General features: G+C 65.2%; 14 protein-coding genes. 12 read left to right on the top strand and 2 right to left on the bottom strand.

The features are described from left to right. Positions 1-86: 86 nt before the first annotated feature. The 12 genes from ACV7JP_RS04110 (at position 87) to ACV7JP_RS04055 (ending at position 15,223) form a co-directional block, all read left to right on the top strand. Positions 87-1,280: an aminotransferase class V-fold PLP-dependent enzyme gene (locus ACV7JP_RS04110; protein WP_457797975.1), complete on the top strand. Its 1,194-nt coding sequence runs from the start codon at positions 87-89 to the stop codon at positions 1,278-1,280. A gap of 119 nt (positions 1,281-1,399) precedes the next feature. Continuing rightward, a complete protein-coding gene (locus ACV7JP_RS04105; RefSeq protein WP_457797974.1) occupies positions 1,400-2,341 on the top strand; it encodes a D-2-hydroxyacid dehydrogenase in 942 nt (313 codons plus the stop codon). A 135-nt stretch (positions 2,342-2,476) separates the two neighbouring features. Continuing rightward, positions 2,477-3,337 (top strand): NADP-dependent methylenetetrahydromethanopterin/methylenetetrahydrofolate dehydrogenase, encoded by an 861-nt coding sequence (locus ACV7JP_RS04100; protein ID WP_457797973.1) that lies wholly within the window; start codon positions 2,477-2,479, stop codon positions 3,335-3,337. A 1-nt stretch (position 3,338) separates the two neighbouring features. After that, complete coding sequence (gene fchA, locus ACV7JP_RS04095; protein ID WP_457797972.1) at positions 3,339-3,968, top strand: methenyltetrahydrofolate cyclohydrolase; 630 nt, start codon at positions 3,339-3,341, stop codon at positions 3,966-3,968. A 227-nt stretch (positions 3,969-4,195) separates the two neighbouring features. After that, positions 4,196-5,368 carry a malate--CoA ligase subunit beta gene (locus ACV7JP_RS04090; RefSeq protein ID WP_457797971.1) on the top strand — a complete coding sequence of 391 codons (1,173 nt, stop codon included), beginning with the start codon at positions 4,196-4,198 and terminating at the stop codon, positions 5,366-5,368. 17 nt (positions 5,369-5,385) lie between these two features. Further along, entirely contained in the window at positions 5,386-6,273 is an 888-nt protein-coding gene (gene sucD, locus ACV7JP_RS04085; RefSeq protein ID WP_457797970.1) for a succinate--CoA ligase subunit alpha, read from the top strand. A gap of 106 nt (positions 6,274-6,379) precedes the next feature. After that, positions 6,380-9,127 carry a phosphoenolpyruvate carboxylase gene (locus ACV7JP_RS04080; protein ID WP_457797969.1) on the top strand — a complete coding sequence of 916 codons (2,748 nt, stop codon included), beginning with the start codon at positions 6,380-6,382 and terminating at the stop codon, positions 9,125-9,127. A gap of 82 nt (positions 9,128-9,209) precedes the next feature. Continuing rightward, positions 9,210-10,184, top strand: coding sequence for an HpcH/HpaI aldolase/citrate lyase family protein (locus tag ACV7JP_RS04075; RefSeq protein WP_457797968.1), 975 nt, complete (start codon positions 9,210-9,212; stop codon positions 10,182-10,184). Between the two features lie 198 nt (positions 10,185-10,382). Continuing rightward, the gene (locus tag ACV7JP_RS04070) at positions 10,383-11,747 is read left to right on the top strand and encodes a glycerate kinase type-2 family protein (protein WP_457797967.1); all 1,365 of its coding nucleotides are present in this window, start codon (positions 10,383-10,385) and stop codon (positions 11,745-11,747) included. A 126-nt stretch (positions 11,748-11,873) separates the two neighbouring features. Continuing rightward, on the top strand, positions 11,874-12,725 hold the full coding sequence (locus tag ACV7JP_RS04065) for an NADPH-dependent oxidoreductase (protein WP_457797966.1): 852 nt from the start codon (positions 11,874-11,876) through the stop codon (positions 12,723-12,725). 146 nt (positions 12,726-12,871) lie between these two features. After that, positions 12,872-14,170, top strand: a complete 1,299-nt coding sequence (locus ACV7JP_RS04060; protein ID WP_457797965.1) for an MFS transporter — start codon at positions 12,872-12,874, stop codon at positions 14,168-14,170. A gap of 51 nt (positions 14,171-14,221) precedes the next feature. Next, positions 14,222-15,223 (top strand): hypothetical protein, encoded by a 1,002-nt coding sequence (locus tag ACV7JP_RS04055; protein WP_457797964.1) that lies wholly within the window; start codon positions 14,222-14,224, stop codon positions 15,221-15,223. A 473-nt stretch (positions 15,224-15,696) separates the two neighbouring features. Here ACV7JP_RS04055 and ACV7JP_RS04050 read toward each other — a convergent pair whose 3' ends face one another. Next, positions 15,697-17,508: an ABC-F family ATP-binding cassette domain-containing protein gene (locus ACV7JP_RS04050; protein WP_457797963.1), complete on the bottom strand. Its 1,812-nt coding sequence runs from the start codon at positions 17,506-17,508 to the stop codon at positions 15,697-15,699. A 288-nt stretch (positions 17,509-17,796) separates the two neighbouring features. Beyond that, positions 17,797-19,281 (bottom strand): hypothetical protein, encoded by a 1,485-nt coding sequence (locus tag ACV7JP_RS04045; protein WP_457797962.1) that lies wholly within the window; start codon positions 19,279-19,281, stop codon positions 17,797-17,799. Positions 19,282-19,341: the final 60 nt, after the last annotated feature.

Below are 19,341 nucleotides of genomic sequence, written 5' to 3'. Positions count from 1 at the left end.
CCTCGACAAAAGGAACGCCCCGGCGTCCGGCGGACGCCGCGGGTTCGTGAAACCCGGAAACCAATGCGCTCGAAAGGAGCATCTAAATGCAGAATTCCCGCGTTCCCGGCAAAAATTTCCTCTTCGTGCCGGGCCCGACCAACCTGCCCGACCGTATCGTGCGCGCCATGGCGGTCGCCTCCGAAGACCATCGCTCGCCGACCTTCCCCGACCTCGTGAAGCCGCTGTTCCCGGGCCTTAAGAAGGTTTTCGGCACCGAGAAGGGCCATGCCTTCATCTTCCCGGCTTCGGGCACCGGCGGCTGGGAAGCCGCGATCACCAACACGCTGTCTCCCGGCGACAAGGTTCTCGCCCAGCGTTTCGGCCAGTTCTCCCATCTGTGGATCGACCTCTGCAACCGCCTCGGCCTCGAGGTCATCAAGCAGGAGCGTCCCTGGGGCACGGGCAATGATCCGGACCTCATCGAAGAGACGCTGAAGGCCGACAAGAACCACGAGATCAAGGCCGTTCTCGCCACGCATAACGAGACCGCCACGGGCGTGACCTCGGACATCGGCGCCATCCGCAAGGCGATCGACAACGCCAAGCATCCGGCGCTGCTCTTCGTCGACGGCGTGTCCTCGGTCGCCTCGCTCGAGTTCAAGATGGACGAATGGGGCGTGGACGTCATCGTCTCCGGCTCGCAGAAGGGCTTCATGCTGCCGGCCGGCCTCGCGCTGATGGCGGCGAGCCCGAAGGCGATCGAGGCGGGCAAGACCAATAAGGGCCGTCGCGCCTATTTCGAGTTCCAGGACATGATCGCGCAGAATGCGAGCGGCTATTTCCCCTATACGCCGTCCGTCCCGCTGCTCTACGGCCTCAAGGAGTCGCTCGCGATCCTGTTCGAAGAGGGCCTCGACCAGGTCTATAAGCGCCATCACCACCTCGCCGAGGGCGTCCGCGCCGCGGTCAAGGCCTGGGGCCTCAAGACTTGCGCCCAGGAGCCGAAATGGGATTCGGACACGGTCACGGCGATCCTGGTTCCGGAAGGCTTCAACGCCGCCAAGGTCATCGAGACCGCCTATAAGCGCTACAACCTCGCGCTCGGCGCGGGCCTGTCGGAAGTCGCCGGCAAGGTCTTCCGCATCGGCCATCTGGGCGACCTCAACGAGCTGATGCTGCTCGGCGCCATCGCCGGCGCGGAGATGGCGATGCTCGACAACGGCATTCCGGTCACGGCCGGCTCCGGCGTTGCGGCGGCCCAGGCGGTCTACCGCGCCAATCCGCTGTTGAAGATGTAAGAGCGAGTAGCGAATAGGGAGTAGCGAGTAGCGGATTAGGCGAAGATGCGATCTATTCGCTATTCGCCATTCGCTATTCGCTCCCCAACTCAAAAAATGTTCCGGGGAGCTTCGTCACCATGTCGCACAAAATCGTCTTTCTCGACCGCGAAACGCTCGACGCCAATGTGCGCAAGCCGAATTTCCCGCACGAATATACGGAATACGCCCAGACCTCGCCGGACCAGATCGTCGAGCGCGCCAAGGATTGCGACATCGTCATCACCAATAAGGTGCCGCTGCGCGAAGCGACGCTGAAGCAGCTCCCCAAGCTGAAGCTCATCGCCGTCGCCGCCACGGGCACGGACGTGATCGACAAGGCCTACACCACGGCCAGCGGGATCACCGTCTCGAACATCCGCAACTACGCCTACAACACGCTGCCCGAGCATGTCTTCGCGCTGCTCTTCGCGCTGCGCCGCAATCTCGTGAACTATGTCGACAGCGTGCGCCGCGGCCGCTGGGGCTACGCCAATCAGTTCTGCTATTTCGACTATCCGATCTACGACATCGCCGGCTCGACGCTCGGCATCATCGGCTATGGCGCGCTCGGCAAGCAGGTTCAGCTGCGCGCCGAGGCGCTGGGCATGAAGGTGCTCGTCAACGACGTCATGGACATTCCCGGCAAGGTCGACGTCGCCACCATCCTGCGCGAGGCGGACGTCATCACGCTGAACATTCCGCTGACGCCGGAGACGAAGAACATGATCGGCGCGAAGGAGCTCGCGTCGATGAAGAAGACCGCCAGCATCATCAATACGGCGCGGGGCGGCATCATTGACGAACAGGCGCTGGCCGACGCGCTGCGCAATGGCGTAATCGCCGGCGCGGCCCTCGACGTGCTGACGGTCGAGCCGCCGAAGAACGGCAACATCCTGCTCGATCCGACGATCCCGAATCTCATCATCACGCCGCACGTCGCCTGGGCCTCGAAGGAGGCGATGCAGGTTCTGTCGGATCAGCTTATCGACAATATCGACGCCTTCGTCGCGGGCGAGCCACGCAATGTGGTGACGGCGTAAGGGCACGAACAAAGGTTCCGTCATTGCGAGCGAAGCAATCCAGAGCCGCAACGACCTCGCTGGATTGCTTCGTCGCTTCGCTCCTCGCAATGACGGGGGGAAGCGGCGAGACGTCCGCCAACGAACGAGACGCATATGACCAAGAAGCTTCTTTTCCTTTTCGACACCGATCCCGTCGCGAGCGTCTTCGATACGGTTGTCGGCTATGACGGCGGCGCCGATCACATTATCGGCTATGGCGGCGTGACGCCGGAGAATGTCGGCGCGCTGGTCGACGGCTGCATCTATACGCGCGGTCCGAAGGAGAAGCAGTTCACGGCGATCTTCGTCGGCGGCGGCTCCATGGTCGCGGGCGAAGCCGTGTTCAAGGCGGTGAAGAAGCGCTTCTTCTCCAATTTCCGCGTCTCGGCCATGCTCGACTCCAACGGCTCGAACACGACGGCCGCCGCGGGCGTCGCGCTCCTCGCCAAGGCGGGCGACCTCAAGGGCAAGAAGGCCGTGGTGCTCGCCGGCACCGGCCCGGTCGGCATGCGCGCCGCCGCCATGCTGAACATTGAGGGCGCCGAGGTCACGATCACCTCGCGCGAGCAGGCCCGCGCCGACGCGGCCGCCAAGGCGATTCAGGAGCGCTTCGGCTTCACGCCGAAGGCGGTGGAGGCCAAGGACAACGCCGCCCGCGCCGAGGCCATCAAGGGCGCGCAGATCGTTTTCGGCGCCGGCGCCATCGGCGTCGAGCTGCTCGCCGAAGCGGACTGGAAGGATAATCCGACGGTCGAGCTCCTCGCTGACTGCAACGCCCAGCCGCCGCTCGGCGTGGCGGGCGTCGAGGCGACCGACAAGGCCAAGGAGCGCCACGGCAAGATCGTCATCGGCGCGCTCGGCCTCGGCGGCCTGAAGCTGAAACTGCACCGCGAATGCGTCGGCAAGCTCTTCGAGAGCGCCGACAAGGTGTTCGACTGCGAAAACATTTACGCCCTTGCGAAAGAGCTGGCCTGATATGAGCGCGAAGACGGAAACGATCGGCAAATTCCTCGACGAGCTGGCGAGCAGCGCGCCGACGCCGGGCGGCGGCGGCGCGGCGGCGCTGTCGGGCGCCATGGGCGCCGCGCTCGTGTCGATGGTCTGCAATCTGACGATCGGCAAGAAGAACTATGAGGCCGTCTCCGAGGATCTGAAAAAGACCCTCGCCCGCGCTGAGGAACTGCGCGCCGAGCTGACCAGGGGCATTGACGAGGACGTCGTCGCCTTCAACACGCTGATGGGCGCTTATGGCCTGCCGAAAGCGACCGACGAGGAGAAAGCTGCGCGCACGGCCGCGATCCAGGAGGCGCTGAAGACCGCGACGCTCGCGCCGCTCGCGACCTGCAAGGTCTGCTACGAGGTGATCGCGCTGTCCAGGGAAGCCGCCGACAAGGGCAATCTCGGCGTGATCAGCGACGCGGGCGTCGCCGTGCTCGCGGCGAACGCCGGCCTGCGCTCCTGCGCGCTCAACGTCTTCATCAACGCCAAGTCGATCAAGGACCGCGACTTCGCCGAAACGCAGCTTGCCGAGGTCAACGCCTTGCTCGCCAAGGCGGCGGCGGAGACGGAAGCGGTCTACGAGGTCGTGCGCGGAAAGATCGGCTAGTGGCGAGCGTCGGACCCCCACCCCGACCCTCCCCCTTCCAGGGGGAGGGAGCAGGAGCGCCAAGCCAGCGTTCCCTCCCGGGTCAGCATTCCCTCCCCCTGGAAGGGGGAGGGTTAGGGAGGGGGTCTAAGCCTTGGTCGAAACGACTCGCCGGCATTGAGACCGGCGGCTGACGCGGAGCGCGCCGGCCGCCCAATAAACGCGAGAGAACCGCGAGGGAGAAACCGATGGACGTCCACGAGTACCAAGCCAAGGAAATTCTGGCGGCCCATGGAGTCGCGATCCCGCCGGGCACCGTGGCCTTCAGCCCGGACCAGGCGGTGTACGCCGCGACCGAACTCGGGGGCTCCCACTGGGTCGTAAAGGCGCAGATCCATGCGGGCGCGCGCGGCAAGGCCGGCGGCGTCAAGCTTTGCCGCACCTATCACGAAGTCCAGCAGGCGGCGCGCGATCTTCTCGGCAAGCGGCTCGTGACCTCGCAGACGGGTCCCGAAGGCAAGCCCGTGCAGCGCGTCTATGTCGAGGTCGCTGATCCCTTCGAGCGCGAGATCTATCTCGGCTATGTCCTCGACCGCAAATTGGAGCGCGTGCGCGTCATCGCCTCCAAGCATGGCGGCATGGATATTGAGGAGATCGCCCGCACGGCGCCGGACGAACTGCTCCAGGTGATCGTCGAGCCGGCGGTGGGCCTGCAGCAGTTCCAGGCGCGCGAGCTCGCCTTCCAGCTCGGCCTCAATCTCAAGCAGGTCTCGCGCGCGGTGCAGACCATCATGGGCGCCTATCGCGCCTTCCGCGACAATGACGCGACCATGCTCGAGATCAACCCGCTCGTCATCACCAAGGACGACAAGGTGCTCGCGCTCGACGCCAAGATGTCCTTCGACGACAATGCGCTGTTCCGCCGCCGCAACATCGTCGACATGAACGATCCCTCGCAGAGCGATCCGCGCGAGGCGCAGGCGCATGAGCACAGCCTGAACTATATCGGCCTCGACGGCGAGATCGGCTGCATCGTCAACGGCGCCGGGCTCGCCATGGCGACGATGGACATGATCAAGCATGCCGGCGGCAATCCGGCGAATTTCCTCGACGTGGGCGGCGGCGCCTCGCCCGAGCGCGTCGCCAACGCCTTCCGCCTCGTCCTTTCCGACCGCCGCGTAAAGGTCGTGCTGGTCAATATCTTCGCCGGCATCAATCGCTGCGACTGGGTCGCGCAGGGCGTCGTCGACGCGGTGCGTCAGGAGCGGATCGAAGGCGTGCCGCTCGTCGTCCGCCTCGCCGGCACCAATGTCGAAGCCGGCAAGAAGATCATCGCCGAGAGCGGCATTCCGATCATCCAGGCCGACACGCTCGCCGACGCGGCGAACAAGGCGGTCGCCGCCTGGCAGAGCGTGAAGTAAGCGCCGGGGAGGACATCATGAGCATTCTCATCGACGAAAAGACCCCGATCCTTGTCCAGGGAATCACCGGAGACAAGGGCAGCTTCCATACCAGGGAGATGATCGACTACGGCAGCAATGTCGTGGCCGGCGTCACGCCGGGCAAGGGCGGCAAGACCCATCATGGCGTGCCGGTGTTCAACACGGTGAAGGAGGCCGTGCGGGCGACGGGCGCCCAGGCCTCGATCACCTTCGTCGCGCCGGCCTTCTGCGCCGACGCCATCATGGAGGCGGCGGACGCCGGCATCCGCCTCATCTGCTCGATCACCGACGGCATTCCCGCGCAGGACATGATGAAGGTGAAGCGCTATTTCCTGCGCTTCCCGAAAGATCGCCGGCCCATGCTCGTCGGACCGAACTGCGCCGGCATCATCTCGCCCGGCAAGGCGATGCTCGGCATCATGCCCGGCCATATCTACAGCAAGGGCCCGGTCGGCCTCATCTCGCGGTCGGGCACGCTCGGCTATGAGGCGGCGTCTCAGCTCAAGGAGGTCGGCCTCGGCATCTCGACCTCGGTCGGCATTGGCGGCGATCCGATCAACGGCTCGTCTTTTCTCGATCATCTGGTCCTCTTCGACAAGGACCCGGAGACCGAGGCCGTGCTGATCATCGGCGAGATCGGCGGCCCGCAGGAGGCCGAGGCCTCGGCCTGGATCAAGGAGAACTTCTCCAAGCCCGTGATCGGCTTCGTCGCCGGCATGACGGCGCCGAAGGGGCGCCGCATGGGCCATGCCGGCGCGATCATTTCCGCGACCGGCGACAGCGCCGCCGAGAAGACCGAGATCATGAAGTCCTACGGTCTGACCGTGGCCCCCAATCCGGCGGAATTCGGCGCGACCGTCGCGCAGGTGCTCAAGCGCGCCTGACGCGAGCGCATAACGCAGCGCTCTCTTCGTATGAAGGCCTGCGCCGGCGATAGCTGGCGCCGGCCGCCAGCCGCCACAGGCGTTCTCGCACGCGCAGGGAGTCCTCATGACCGCCGAGATACAGAACACGAGACCCGCGATCAGCCTGCCCTCGGCTTTCGCGACGCGTTCTGTCACGGAGGCCTCCGCTTTTCTGCGCGAGCAATTGCTCGCGGTCATCCGCCGCCACATGCCGGAGATCGAGGCCGTGGTGCGCGACAACAAGGCCGGCGCCGGCCTGGCGCCGCGCCAGATGGCGCGCGCCCTGCAGGCGCAGGGCATTCTCTTCCAGCTCGTCTCCATCGCCGAGCAGGCCTACGCCATGCGGCGCCGCCGCCGCATCGAGCGCGAGAAGGGCCACGACAAGCTGCTCGGCACCTTCGACTATGTGCTGTCGAGCGCCGCCAATGCGGGCGTGCCCGCGTCGGAAGTGCATGCGCAATTGCAGACGCTGCGCATCCGCCCCGTCATCACCGCGCATCCGACCGAGGCCAAGCGCGTCTCGATCCTCGAGAAATATCGCCGCATCTATCTGCTGCTGCGCGAGCTGGAATCGACCCGCTGGACCGATCGCGAGCGCGAGGCGCTCGTGAAGTCGGTCTATGACCAGGTCGAGCTTCTGTGGCTCACCGGCGAGCTGCATCTCGAAAAGCCGACCGTCGATCACGAGGTCGCCTGGGGCCAGCATTTCTTTCAGGAGAGCCTTTTCGATCTCGCGCCCGAATTGCTGTCCTCCTTCGAGCGCGCCCTGAAGCGTCATTATCCGCACGAGAAGTTCGAGGTCACGCCCTTCTTCCAGTTCGGCTCCTGGATCGGCGGCGACCGCGACGGCAATCCTTTCGTCACCAATGAGGTGACGCGGCGCACCATGCGCCAGAACGCGACGGCGAGCCTCAACTACTATCGCAATCGCGCCGTCGAGCTCGTGCGCATGCTGTCGATCAGCGAGCGCGCCGCGGCCGTTCCGCCCGCCTTCAGGGAAGAGCTCAACCGCCGTCTTTCCGAGCTTCACGACGGCGCCGCCATCGCGCAGCGCAATTTCAACGAGCCCTATCGCCAGTTCGTCACGACGATCCTGCGCAAGATCGACAATACGCTCGCGGCGACGAATGACGACCCGACCTCCGGCCCGCGCTACACCAGCGCCGACAAGCTCATCGGCGATCTGCTGCTGCTCGAGTCGGTCTTGACGGAAGCCAAGAGCGACGCGCTCGCGACCGACCTGGTGCGCCCGCTGCGCCGCGCGGTGGAGATCTTCCGCTTCAGCACCGTGCGCCTCGACATTCGCCAGAACACGACGCGCACCACATCGGCCCTGCATGAGCTGTGGCGGCTCAAGACGGGCGGAGAAACGCCGCCGGAGGTGACGACCGAGGCATGGCGCGCCTGGCTGTTGCAGGAGCTCGAGACTCCGCGCGGCGCGCCGATCCCCCGCGACACGCTGACGGCGGACACGCGGGACGTCGTCGAAATGTTCGAGGTCGTCGCCGATATGCGCGCGCGTCTCGACCGCGAAGCCTTCGGAAGCTTCATCCTGTCCATGACGTCCTCGGCCAACGACGTTCTCGGCGTCTATCTGCTGGCCAAGGAAGCCGGCCTTTTCGCCGACGCCGCCGGCGTCGATCACGTCACCCTGCCGATCGTGCCGCTCTTCGAGACGATTGGCGATCTGCAAGACGCGCCGGCGATCATGCGCGACCTTCTGCAAATCCCGGTCGTTCGCCGCAGCACCCACGCGCAGGGCGATCTGCAGGAAGTGATGATCGGCTATTCCGACTCCAACAAGGATGGCGGCTTCCTCTCGTCGAACTGGGAGTTGTTCAAAGCGCAGGCGCGCCTCACCGAAGTCGGGCAGGAGATGGACATCGCCATCGCCTTCTTCCACGGACGCGGCGGCTCGGTCTCGCGCGGCGGCGCGCCGACGGGCCACGCCATCGCGGCGCAGCCGGCGGGCTCCATTCGCGGCCGCTTCCGCGTCACGGAGCAGGGCGAGGTCGTTTCCTTCAAATACGCCAATCGCGGCACGGCGGCCTATCAGATGGAGCTGCTCGCCTCCTCGGTCTTCGCCCATGCGCTGAAGTCCGAACGCGAGGACGCGCTGGTGCCGCGCAAGGATTTCGACGAGGCTCTCGAGGAGATCTCCTTCGCCTCCTTCGCGGTCTATGAGCGGCTCGTCGCCGATCCCGATCTCGTGACCTATTTCCAGGCCGCGAGTCCGCTCGAGGAGATTTCGCTGCTCAATATCGGCTCGCGTCCGGCCCGCCGCTTCGGCGCCAAGAGCCTCGCCGATCTGCGCGCGATTCCCTGGGTTTTCGCCTGGGCGCAGAACCGGCATTCCATCACCGGCTGGTACGGCGTCGGTTCGGGCCTCAAGGCCTTTCTCGAGGCGCGCGGCGACCGGGGCCTCGAATTGCTGCGCTGGATGTTCGAGGATTCACGGCTCTTCCGCCTGATCATGGACGAGGTGGAAAAGACGCTGGCGCTCGTCGATCTCTCCATAGCTCGAGCCTATGCCAGCCTCGTCGCCGACGAGGCGGTGCGCGAAAAGATCTACAAGCTGATCGAGGATGAATGGCGTCTTACGCGCGAAATGGTGCTGCGCGTGACGGGCGACCGCGACCTCACCGAGCGCTTCAAGGAATATGAGGCGCGGCTCACCCATCGGCTGCCGGTGATCAACGAGGTCAATCGCGAGCAGGTCGAATTGCTGCGCCGCTTCCGTTCGGCGCAGGACGAGGCGGAGAAGGAGGACGTGAAAGTGCCTCTGCTCATCTCCATCAGTTGCATCGCCGCGGGCCTTGGAGCCACCGGCTAAATGCATCCTGGCGCGTTTCCGGGGCCGGTTTCATTTCGGCGGGAAGCGCTTTCAAACCTGAGAAGAAGGAAGGGGAATTGTTATGAGCTTTACCTTGATCGAGCAGGCCACGCCGCGCCTGCACCGCTCCGAGCTGGCCGTGCCGGGCTCGGCGCCGGGCATGTTCGAGAAGGCCGCCGCCTCCAAGGCCGATGTCGTGTTCCTCGACCTCGAGGACGCCGTCGCGCCGGACGACAAGGAGCAGGCGCGCAAGAACATCATCCAGGGCCTCAACGACATTGATTGGGGCAAGAAGACGATGACGCTGCGCATCAACGGCCTCGACACGCATTACTGCTATCGCGACGTCGTCGACGTTCTCGAAGCCTGTCCGCGTCTCGACGTCGTGCTGATTCCCAAGGTCGGCGTGCCGCAGGACGTCTACGCCATCGACATGCTCATCACCCAGATCGAGCAGTACAAGAAGCGCGAGAAGCGCATCGGCATCGAGATCCTGATCGAGACCGCGCTCGGCATGGCCAATGTCGAAGCCATCGCCCAGTCGTCCAAGCGCCTCGAGGCCATGTCCTTCGGCGTCGCCGACTACGCCGCCTCGACCCGCGCCCGCACGACCGTCATTGGCGGCGTGAACCCGGATTACGGCGTGCTGACCGACAAGGACGCCAATGGCAATCGCGAATATTACTGGGCCGACCAGTGGCACGCCGCGCAGACCCGCATGATGGTCGCCTGCCGCGCCTATGGCCTGCGTCCGATCGACGGTCCGTTCGGCGACTTCAACGATCCGGAAGGCTACAAGGCCGCCGCCAGGCGCGCCGCGGTGCTCGGCTATGAGGGCAAGTGGGCGATCCACCCTTCCCAGATCGAGCTCGCCAACGAGGTCTATACGCCCTCCGAGGCGGAAGTGACCAAGGCCCGTCGCATCCTCGAGGCGATGGCCCAGGCCGCCAAGGAAGGCAAGGGCGCCGTGTCGCTCGACGGCCGCCTCATCGACATCGCCTCGATCCGCATGGCCGAGGCGCTGATCGAGAAGGCCAACGCCATCAGCGGGTCGTAAGGGACTCCCCCCTCCCCCCTCTCCCCGCTCAGCGGGGAGAGGGTTGGGGCAAGGGGCGAGGCGTCAGCCCGACGCTTGAACGCTGCAGCTATTGCCGCGTTTTCCGTTCCGGCCTAAACCCCAGCCCCTCACCCAACCTCTCTCCGCAAGCGGGGAGAGGAGTATTGGCGCCTCCCTTTGCTAGGTACGGAAACACGAATGCCCGCCGATCCCCGCCAGCTTCTCCGCGCCATGTTCGACGCCGCCGTCGGCGCGGCGCATCCTTCCCTGTGCCTGCCGCCGCATCTCGAAAAGATCGCGCCGCCCAAGGGCCGCACGATTGTCATCGGCGCCGGCAAGGCGGCCGCCTCCATGGCGGCGGCGGTCGAGGCGCATTGGAAAGGCGGGCCGCTCGAAGGCCTGGTCGTCACGCGCTACGAGCACGGCGCGGAAACGACGCAGATCGAGGTGATCGAGGCCTCGCACCCCGTGCCCGACGCCGCCGGCCGCGAGGCGGCCAAGCGCATCCTCGACAAGGTTCGGGGCCTGACCGAGGACGATCTCGTGCTCGCGCTGATTTCGGGCGGCGGCTCGGCGCTGATGGCGCTGCCGGCCGAGGGCGTGACGCTCGAAGAGAAGCAGGCCGTCAACAAGGCGCTCTTGAAGAGCGGCGCGAATATTTCCGAGATGAATTGCGTCCGCAAGCATCTCTCCGCCATCAAGGGCGGCCGTCTCGCCCGCGCCGCCGCGCCCGCGCGGGTGGTCGCCCTGATGATTTCCGACGTGCCGAATGACGATCTCTCCGTCATCGCCTCCGGCCCGACGGTTCCCGATCCGACGACTCGCCACGACGCGCTCGCGGTCATAGCGAAATACGGCATCAATGCGCCGGAAGCGGTGATCCGGCATTTGTCCAGCGACGCCTGCGAGACGCCGAAGCCCGGCGACGCAATTTTCAACCGCGTGGAAAACATCCTCATCGCCACGCCGCAGGGCTCGCTCGACGCCGCCGCGGCGGTGGCGCGCGAAGCGGGCTACACGCCCTGCATTCTTGGCGACCTTGAAGGCGAGTCCCGCGATGTTGCGCTCGTTCACGCGGGCATAGCGAAGCAGATCGCCATTCACGGCCAGCCCTTCGAGCCGCCGGTCGCCATCATCTCCGGCGGCGAGACGACCGTCACGGTGCGCGGCAACGGCAAGGGCGGGCGCGACGCGGAGTTCCTGCTCGGCCTCACCTTGGCGCTGGAAGGCTTCGGCGACATTTCCGCCATCGCCTGCGATACGGACGGCATTGACGGCGTCGAGACGAACGCCGGCGCCATCATGACCGCTGACAGCTTCGCCCGGGCCCAGGCCCAGGGCGTCGACCTCAAGGCGCTCTTCGCCAATAATGACGCCTTCACCGCCTTCGAGGCGCTGGGCGACCTCGTGGTGACGGGCCCGACGCGCACGAATGTCAACGATTTCCGCGTCATCCTCGTGCCGCGCCGCGCCAGGGCCGACGAGCCGCGCGCCGCCTTGCCGGCGGGAAAGACGGACGGAATCGGCGGCCAGGTTCTGCGCTGGTTCGGCCTCGGCAAGTAACGCGCCCGTGGTTGCTGCGGCGCCGCAAGGTTCTTGGAGCGGCGCGCGCGGCTTGCTAGATTGAGCGGGACACGCGCCGGGCTTCGCGCCCGGCGCAGTTTTGTACGGCCCAATCCCGGAAGCCCAATGAACAAGCCTGTGAGCCCCGAGACTTTTGACGCGCGCGGCGCCGCCGCCATGTTCGAGCGCTACCGCCGCGCGGATTCGCCCAAGCCCGCGATCTGGAACGACACGCTCGACCTTATCCTCGCGCACCGCTCGCACCGCAATTATCTCGATGAGCCCCTGCCGCAAGGCGCGCTGGAGACGATCGTCGCCGCCGCGCAATCGGCCTCGACCTCCTCCAATCTCCAGGTCTGGAGCGTCGTCGCGGTCGAAGATGAAGGCCGCAAGAACCGCCTCGCCGATCTCGCCGGCGGACAGAAGCACATCCGCGACTGCAAGCTGCTGCTGGTCTGGCTCTGCGATCTCGCGCGTCTCGAATTGCTCGGCAAGGAAAAGGGCCGCGACGGCGCCGCGCTCCCTTATCTCGAAATCTTCATGACCGGCGTCGTCGACGCCGCGCTCGCTGCGCAGAACGCCGTCGTCGCGCTCGAATCGCTTGGGCTCGGCTGTTGCTATATCGGCGCCATGCGCAACAAACCGGAGGAAGTGGCGAAAGAGCTGAATCTGCCGCCCAATGTCTTCGCGGTTTTCGGCATGACGATCGGCGTCCCCGATCCCGCCGCCAATGCCGGCGTCAAGCCGCGTCTCGGCCAGGGCGCCGTGCTGCATCACGAGCAATATCATTGGGACGACGCGCAGCGCGAGGCGATCGAGACGCTCGACGTCGTGTTCAAGGACTTCCAGCGCGAGCAGAATTTGCCCGAGCAGGGCTGGATCCGTCAGGTCCTGTCGCGCGTGCGGGGCGTGGACGCCATGAGCGGGCGCGACCGGCTGCGCGACGCGCTGAAGGCGCTCGGCTTCGAATTGCGTTAAGGCTATGGCGAGGGCGTCCTCGTCATTGCGAGCGAAGCGAAGCAATCTAGAGCCCGGTGACGGCGCTGGATTGCTTCGGAGTTCAAGCTCCTCGCAATGACGGCGGTTCGCCACACGAAACGCTCTAGCAAAAGGCGGTTCCGCAAGTGACGCTCACGGTCGACAAGCCCGCGACGCAGGCCGCCGACGGCGACGCCATTGTCGCCAAGGTGGCCCGGCGCCTCATCCCGCTTCTCGTCGCGGGCTTTTTCGTCGCCTATCTCGACCGCGTGAATGTCGGCTTCGCCGCGCTCACCATGAACAAGGAGCTCGGCTTCACCCCGGAGTTCTACGGCTGGGCGGCGGGCGTCTTCTTCATCGGTTACTGCCTCTTCGAGGCGCCGAGCAATTATGTGATGCACCGCGTCGGCGCGCGGTTCTGGATCGCGCGCATCATGGTCAGTTGGGGGCTGATCGCCGCCGTCACCGCCTGCATCTGGAGCGAGGAAAGCTTCGTCGTCCTGCGCTTCCTGTTGGGGGCGGCGGAGGCGGGCTTCGCGCCGGGCGTCATTCTGTATCTCACTTACTGGATACCGGCCGCGCAACGCGCGCATATTCTTGCGGCCTTCCTCATCGCCGTGCCCTTGGGCAGCGCCATCGGCTCGCCGATCTCGGGCGTCATCCTCTCGACAATGGACGGCGTCGCGGGCGTCGCCGGCTGGCGCTGGCTGTATTTTCTGGAAGCGCTGCCTTCGATGCTGCTTGGCGTCGTCTGCTTTTTTTATCTCCCCGATCGTCCCGGCGACGCCCGATGGCTCGAACCCGACGAGCGCCGTTGGCTTGCGGCGGCGCTCGCGCGCGAGGAGCCGGCGCGGGAAGCAAATCACTGGCGCGCGCTCGCCAACCCGCGCATCCTCATCCTCGGCGTCGCCTATTTCGGCGTGGTGATGGCGCTTTATGGCCTGAGCTTCTGGCTGCCGCAGATCATCAAGGGCTTCGGCGCGTCGACCCTCGCGACGGGATTTCTGGCGGCGATCCCCTATGGCTGCGGCGCCCTCGCCATGTGGTTTTGGAGCAAGAGCTCGGACCGCAATGGCGAGACGGTCTGGCATACGGCGATCGTCGCGATCGTCGGCAGCATCGGGCTCGCGGGGGCGGCCTATGCGCCGTCGCATCTCCTCGCGATGATTGCGCTGACATTCGCCGCCATCGGCTCCGTCGCGGCGCTGCCCACCTTCTGGAGCTTCTGCACCCTGGCGCTCGGCCCGGCCGACGCGGTGGTGGGCGTCGCCGTGATCAATTCCATCGGCAATCTGTCGGGGCTCGCCGGGCCGTGGCTGGTTGGCCTCATCAAGGGCGCGACGGGGGAGTTTTCGGATGCGCTGCTCGCCTTGGCGGCGGGACCGCTATTGACGGCGGCGCTGATTTTACGGGTTGAAAAAATCCGCTCGGGAGATGACGGATAAGCGCCTTGGCTGTAAAGTCCAACGCCGAAAATTTTTTCAGGAGGTTTTTCCATGAGCGCAGTCGACGCCATTACGACCACGGCAATTGCAAGTTTCAAAACCGTCGCCGATTTCGCTAAGTGGTTACTGGAGGTTGTCGCGGCCAATCCGCGCGGGGCCATTCTATTCGTCGTCGCTTTCGGCTCGGGCGCAACCTTCTTAAAAGTCTTGTTCTGGCCTCAGAGCCCGGGTGGATTTGGCGAAGTCGCCTTTCTAATCCTTCTCGGACTCGGCGCATTCCTCGGGATTATGGCGCAGCTTGGGCTCTCGGCGAAAAATCTGGGCATCGTTGACGCGCGGCAACCTTTCGGCCTGCCTGACGGGTCTGTCCGGGCGATTCTGACAATGGCGTTTATTGTTCTTGTCGGCGTGCTGGCAAGCTATCTCGTCACTGGCACGGATGGCAGAAAAGCGTTCCTGGATAATCCAATTCCGCTCGCGGTCGGCGTTCCGCTCACGGTCGCCGAGCGATATCAAAGGGACCACGCCGCGGACGGCGTCATCACAATCGGCCCCAGCGGCAAAGTAAAAGATGGCTCTTCCGATGCTTATGACGTCGGAATACTGCCAAGAGTGGATCATCGGCTCGGAGACGATGTCTCAAAGCAGATTCTTACGATGCTGTCGACGATCCTTGCGGCCATGATCGGTTTTTATTTTGGATCGACCCCCGCCGGAACATTCGATCCTGCGATCGTGAAGCGCTCCGACTACAGCAGCAGAATAACGGACCTGCTGTCTCGCGCGCCAAGCGTCGATTCCTTGCGAGAAACGATGGAAAAGCTGAAAGATCAGATGACGCCCGAAGAGGCGGCGTCTGCGACCAGGTTCACGGAGCGACTTGGCGAGCTGCGTAAGGCGATAGACGCCGCCAGAGACGCTCAGAACTCGCAGTCCACGTCATCGGACGAAATGCAAAGCGCTGCAATCGCGCTTGATAGCGCGGCGGCGGAGCTGGCGGCGATCAACGTTTTCGCGAAGCAGATACTCGATCGCGTGTCGAAGACCGCCTGAGATAGACATAATTGCGGGCTCGCGACGCCGGGCGACCGACCTCGCTTCGCGAGGCTGCCTTCTTTCACAAGCGGGAGAAGGGATGCGCGTCTTTATCCCTTCTCCCGTGAAACGGGAGAAGGTGGCCCTTGCGTAAGCAAGGGCCGGATGAGGGTCGCCTCAGCTACGACAATGTGGCGTGCCGTGCTTTACCTTGCCCGATGCCGATTGGCTCCAAAGGTGCTGGACCGGAGCAGGTCGTTCGAGTCTCGGTTGGTTGCGAAAGCCCTCGTCCCACTCCGCTTCGCGAGGCTGCGTTCTTCCGCAAGCGGGAGAAGGGATATGCGCCGGCGCCGCTCGTTATCATAAGTTTTCGCCTGGAACGTCATGGCGAGGAGCGAAGCGACGAAGCAATCCAGAATTGCGCGCGCTGCTCTGGATTGCTTCGCTTCGCTTCGCTCGCAATGACGCCCTTTGGGATGGATCGAGTTCCCTCACCCCTCAATCTCCTCCCGCTTGATCTCCAGCTCCAGCCACTCCTCCTCCGCCGCCGCCAGCTCGCATTCGATGGAAGCGAACATCTCGCTCGCTTTCGCAAATTTCGCGGCGTCCTTCGCGTAAAGCTCGGGATCGTCCAACAGCGCCTGCAATTTCGCGCGGCGGGCCTTCAGTTCCTCCATCTTCGCCGGCAGGATGCTAAGCGCATGCTGTTCCTTGAAGGAGAGCTTCGCTTTTGCGGGCGCCTTTTCGGCGGGCTTTTCCTTGGCGATCTTTTCCTTGGGCGCCGACGTCACCGCGCCGCGCGCGTCGACGCCGCGCCCGCGCTGCGCGACCATGTCGCTATAGCCGCCAGCATATTCGAGCCAGCGGCCGTCGCCTTCGCTCATCAGCACGCTCGTCGCGATGCGGTCGAGAAAGTCGCGGTCATGCGAGACGACGATCAGCGTGCCCGGATAATCGGCGAGCATTTCCTCCAAGAGATCGAGCGTTTCGAGATCGAGATCGTTTGTCGGCTCGTCGAGCACGAGAAGGTTCGACGGCTTGGCCAAAGCGCGCGCGAGCATCAGGCGGCCGCGTTCGCCGCCCGAGAGCTTGCCGATGGGCGTGCGCGCCTGTTCGGGCTTGAAGAGGAAGTCCTTCATATAGCCGACGACATGGCGCCGCTCGCCATTGATCTCGACCGTGTCGGAGCCGCCGCCGGTCAGCGCGTCCTGCAAGGTGGTCCCGGGCTTGAGGCTCGCGCGGCTCTGGTCGAGCGTCGCCATTTCGAGGCCGGCGCCGAGCTTCACCTTGCCGCCGTCCGGAGGCAGGACGCCGGTCAGGAGATTGACCAGCGTCGTCTTGCCCGCGCCATTGGCGCCGACAATGCCGAGCCTGTCGCCGCGCAGCACGCGGGTCGTGAAATTGTCGACGATGACGCGCTCGCCATAGCTTTTGCTGATCCGGAAAGCTTCGATCACGAGCTTGCCGGAAAGATTGGCCTCGCTCGCTTCGAGCTTGACCTCGCCTGTCGGCATGACGCGGTTCCTGCGCTCGGCGCGCAGCGCGTGGAGGCCGGCGAGGCGCTTGACGTTACGCTTGCGGCGGCCCGAGACGCCGTGGCGCAGCCAATGCTCCTCATTGGCGATCTTGCGCTCGAGCTTGTGCGCCTGCCTCTCTTCTTCCTCCAGCTCCCGGTCGCGCCAGGCCTCGAATTCCGCGAAGCCGCGCGAGAGATGCTTCGCCCGGCCGCGGTCGATCCAGACGGTTTCGCGCGTGAGGTCCTGCAAAAAGCGGCGGTCATGGCTGATGACGACCATGGCCGAGCGCGAGGCGGAGAGCCGTTCCTCCAGCCACAGGATCGTCGGCAGGTCGAGATGGTTCGTCGGTTCGTCGAGCAGCAGAATGTCGGGCTCCGGCGCCAGAACCCGCGCGAGCGCCGCCCGGCGCGCCTCGCCGCCGGAGAGTTTTGTCGGGTCCTCGTCTCCGGTTAGGCCGAGCTCAAGCAGTAGCGTGCGGGCGATATGCGGATCGTCGAGGGGCCCGAGTCCCGCCTCGACATAGGCGGCCGTCGTCGCGAAGCCGGAGAAGTCCGGCTCCTGCGGCAGATAGCGCAGGCTTGCGCCCGGCTGGAAAAAGCGCGCCCCGGCGTCCGATTCGAGCTCTCCCGCCGCGATCCGCAGCAGGGTCGATTTGCCGGACCCGTTGCGGCCCACAAGGGCGATGCGCGCGCCGGGCGCGACGGAAAGGTCGGCGCCCTCCAGAAGCGGTTTGCCGCCAAGGGTGAGCATGACGCCCTGCAGGGCGAGAAGGGGAGGGGGAGCCATTGCGCGCGAACCGGGCCTTGTCTTTTCGAGAGAGGCTTTTTCTATCGGTCCGCGCCGTTTGTCACCTGCTTCAACCCGCGCCTCCAAGGGAGATCAGCCAAACGCGGGGCATGATCGGTTCCCCCTGCGGGGTCGGGTGGGGTCAAGCCCGAACGATGCCGTGGCGGCGCGAACCCCACCCGGCGGTCTTCGACCGCCGACCTCCCTGTAAAGGGGAGGTACGGGGCGTTGCGGCCGCCGGCGATTGTCGTTCGCCTGATTGCCGCCTGCCGGCCGGCCGCCCGACTTTCAAGGAATATCCTGCCGCATCAGGAGCAATTGCCCGCCCTGGACGATCTCGCCTTTTGGCTCGATGTCGTAATGCGCCTGAACGGAAAGCAGGAAGGCGCGCTGGCGGGGCGAGCCGAGAAGCGGGGTCACGTCGACGATTCCCGACGATTCTTCGTCTATGGTGAGCCCGCCGTCCTTCTTGAAGAGATCCTTGTCGAACGCCGCGAGCGCGGCGAGTTCCTGCGTCTTGGGATCATATTGCAGGATATGGGCGAGATAGGGCGTTTTGCCGGGGTCCTCCTGAAGGACGATCCGTCCCTCCGCCGTGACGGTCATATTGTCCAGCATGTGATATTTCTCGCTCGCCCCTTTCGGGACGAGCGCGTCGGAGCCGTTCAGAAGCAGCCGCAGCGTCCCGCCCCGCTCGGGATGCGAGACGTCGTCGAATTCGACGGCCCAAAGCCGGCTCGGCAGGTCGAAATCGGCCGTGACGTTGAAGTAGAAGCGGTTCGGATCGACTGTATCCCAAGCGCCGTCCTCCGGGCGCTGGAACTCCGTCACGCCCTTCGATTTGCTCAGAAAATCGAGCGCCTCGCCGGAGAGCTCCGCGACATTCCCCAGCTCGACGAGGGTGAAGCGCGCGGGGGTCTCCGGATTTCTGTCCGTCGGCTCGACCGGCATATTTTCGAGCTTCAATCCATAGAGCCGTCCATGCGCCAGGCCGGCCTTTTCGACGGGTTCGCCCGAGGCCTGCTTTTCGCCGACATAGAAATAGACTTGGCCGATGGGACGCGAGTCGTCCGTCATCGCGACGATGGTGCGCCGGCCGCCGCGCGGATGGGCGAGAAGATTTTCGAAAGCCATCTTGCCGAGCCAGGGAAGCTCATACGACGTCCCCGCCGCGTCGCCGGTGACGATATGGGCGAAGGCCCGCCCGCCCTTTTGCCGTTCCTCGCCGCTCAGGAAGATGCGCCCGTCATATCCGAGCTTGCTTTCGGCGTCGTGAAAGGCCGAGCCGCCGGCGAGATCGCCCGAGCAGAGATTGCCGAGCGGCTCCGCGACCGACTCATAGGACCCCGTCGCGCGATTATAGAGCTTGACCGTCTTGATCAGATCGTCCCCGCTGACGACGCGCAGGCTCGCTTTGTCGATGACAAGCTTGCCGACGAAGGCGCCGGCGGCTCCATGCGCGCGCTTGACGCCGTCGGTCTGGCCAATCTCGTGGTTCATCAAAACGGTGATCGTGCCGTCGCCATTGTCGAAGGCGCCGAGACCGTCCGGAACGCCCACCATGCGCCAAAGCGCGCCGTCGGCCTTTTGTGCGACCGGATCGCCGGCCGTGAGCAGGGATACGAAGGAGACGCCGGGGGCGATCGCTTTGAGATAGGGCGCCGTCATCGTCGAGGGGCCGGTCGTTTCGGCCGCGCCGGCGCTCCCGGCAAAGGGCGTCGAACCAAAACCAATGAGAACGGCGCAAAGGCCGCCTCTGATCGCCTGTCGCATGCGAAGCTCCCGATGGAAGGTCGGAGCTGTTCTGTCCGGCGCCGATGACGGAATATTGAC

It is taken from the genome of Methylocystis sp. S23, from assembly GCF_054106005.1.
This window is presented reverse-complemented; position numbering and strand designations above follow the sequence as displayed.

What these genes read in the sequence shown, in the direction of transcription:
- ACV7JP_RS04110 (WP_457797975.1), top strand. Translation starts at nt 87, where the DNA reads ATGCAGAATTCCCGCGTTCCCGGCAAAAATTTCCTCTTCGTGCCGGGC.
- ACV7JP_RS04105 (WP_457797974.1), top strand. Translation starts at nt 1,400, where the DNA reads ATGTCGCACAAAATCGTCTTTCTCGACCGCGAAACGCTCGACGCCAAT.
- ACV7JP_RS04100 (WP_457797973.1), top strand. Translation starts at nt 2,477, where the DNA reads ATGACCAAGAAGCTTCTTTTCCTTTTCGACACCGATCCCGTCGCGAGC.
- fchA (WP_457797972.1), top strand. Translation starts at nt 3,339, where the DNA reads ATGAGCGCGAAGACGGAAACGATCGGCAAATTCCTCGACGAGCTGGCG.
- ACV7JP_RS04090 (WP_457797971.1), top strand. Translation starts at nt 4,196, where the DNA reads ATGGACGTCCACGAGTACCAAGCCAAGGAAATTCTGGCGGCCCATGGA.
- sucD (WP_457797970.1), top strand. Translation starts at nt 5,386, where the DNA reads ATGAGCATTCTCATCGACGAAAAGACCCCGATCCTTGTCCAGGGAATC.
- ACV7JP_RS04080 (WP_457797969.1), top strand. Translation starts at nt 6,380, where the DNA reads ATGACCGCCGAGATACAGAACACGAGACCCGCGATCAGCCTGCCCTCG.
- ACV7JP_RS04075 (WP_457797968.1), top strand. Translation starts at nt 9,210, where the DNA reads ATGAGCTTTACCTTGATCGAGCAGGCCACGCCGCGCCTGCACCGCTCC.
- ACV7JP_RS04070 (WP_457797967.1), top strand. Translation starts at nt 10,383, where the DNA reads ATGCCCGCCGATCCCCGCCAGCTTCTCCGCGCCATGTTCGACGCCGCC.
- ACV7JP_RS04065 (WP_457797966.1), top strand. Translation starts at nt 11,874, where the DNA reads ATGAACAAGCCTGTGAGCCCCGAGACTTTTGACGCGCGCGGCGCCGCC.
- ACV7JP_RS04055 (WP_457797964.1), top strand. Translation starts at nt 14,222, where the DNA reads ATGAGCGCAGTCGACGCCATTACGACCACGGCAATTGCAAGTTTCAAA.
- ACV7JP_RS04050 (WP_457797963.1), bottom strand. Translation starts at nt 17,508, where the DNA reads ATGGCTCCCCCTCCCCTTCTCGCCCTGCAGGGCGTCATGCTCACCCTT.
- ACV7JP_RS04045 (WP_457797962.1), bottom strand. Translation starts at nt 19,281, where the DNA reads ATGCGACAGGCGATCAGAGGCGGCCTTTGCGCCGTTCTCATTGGTTTT.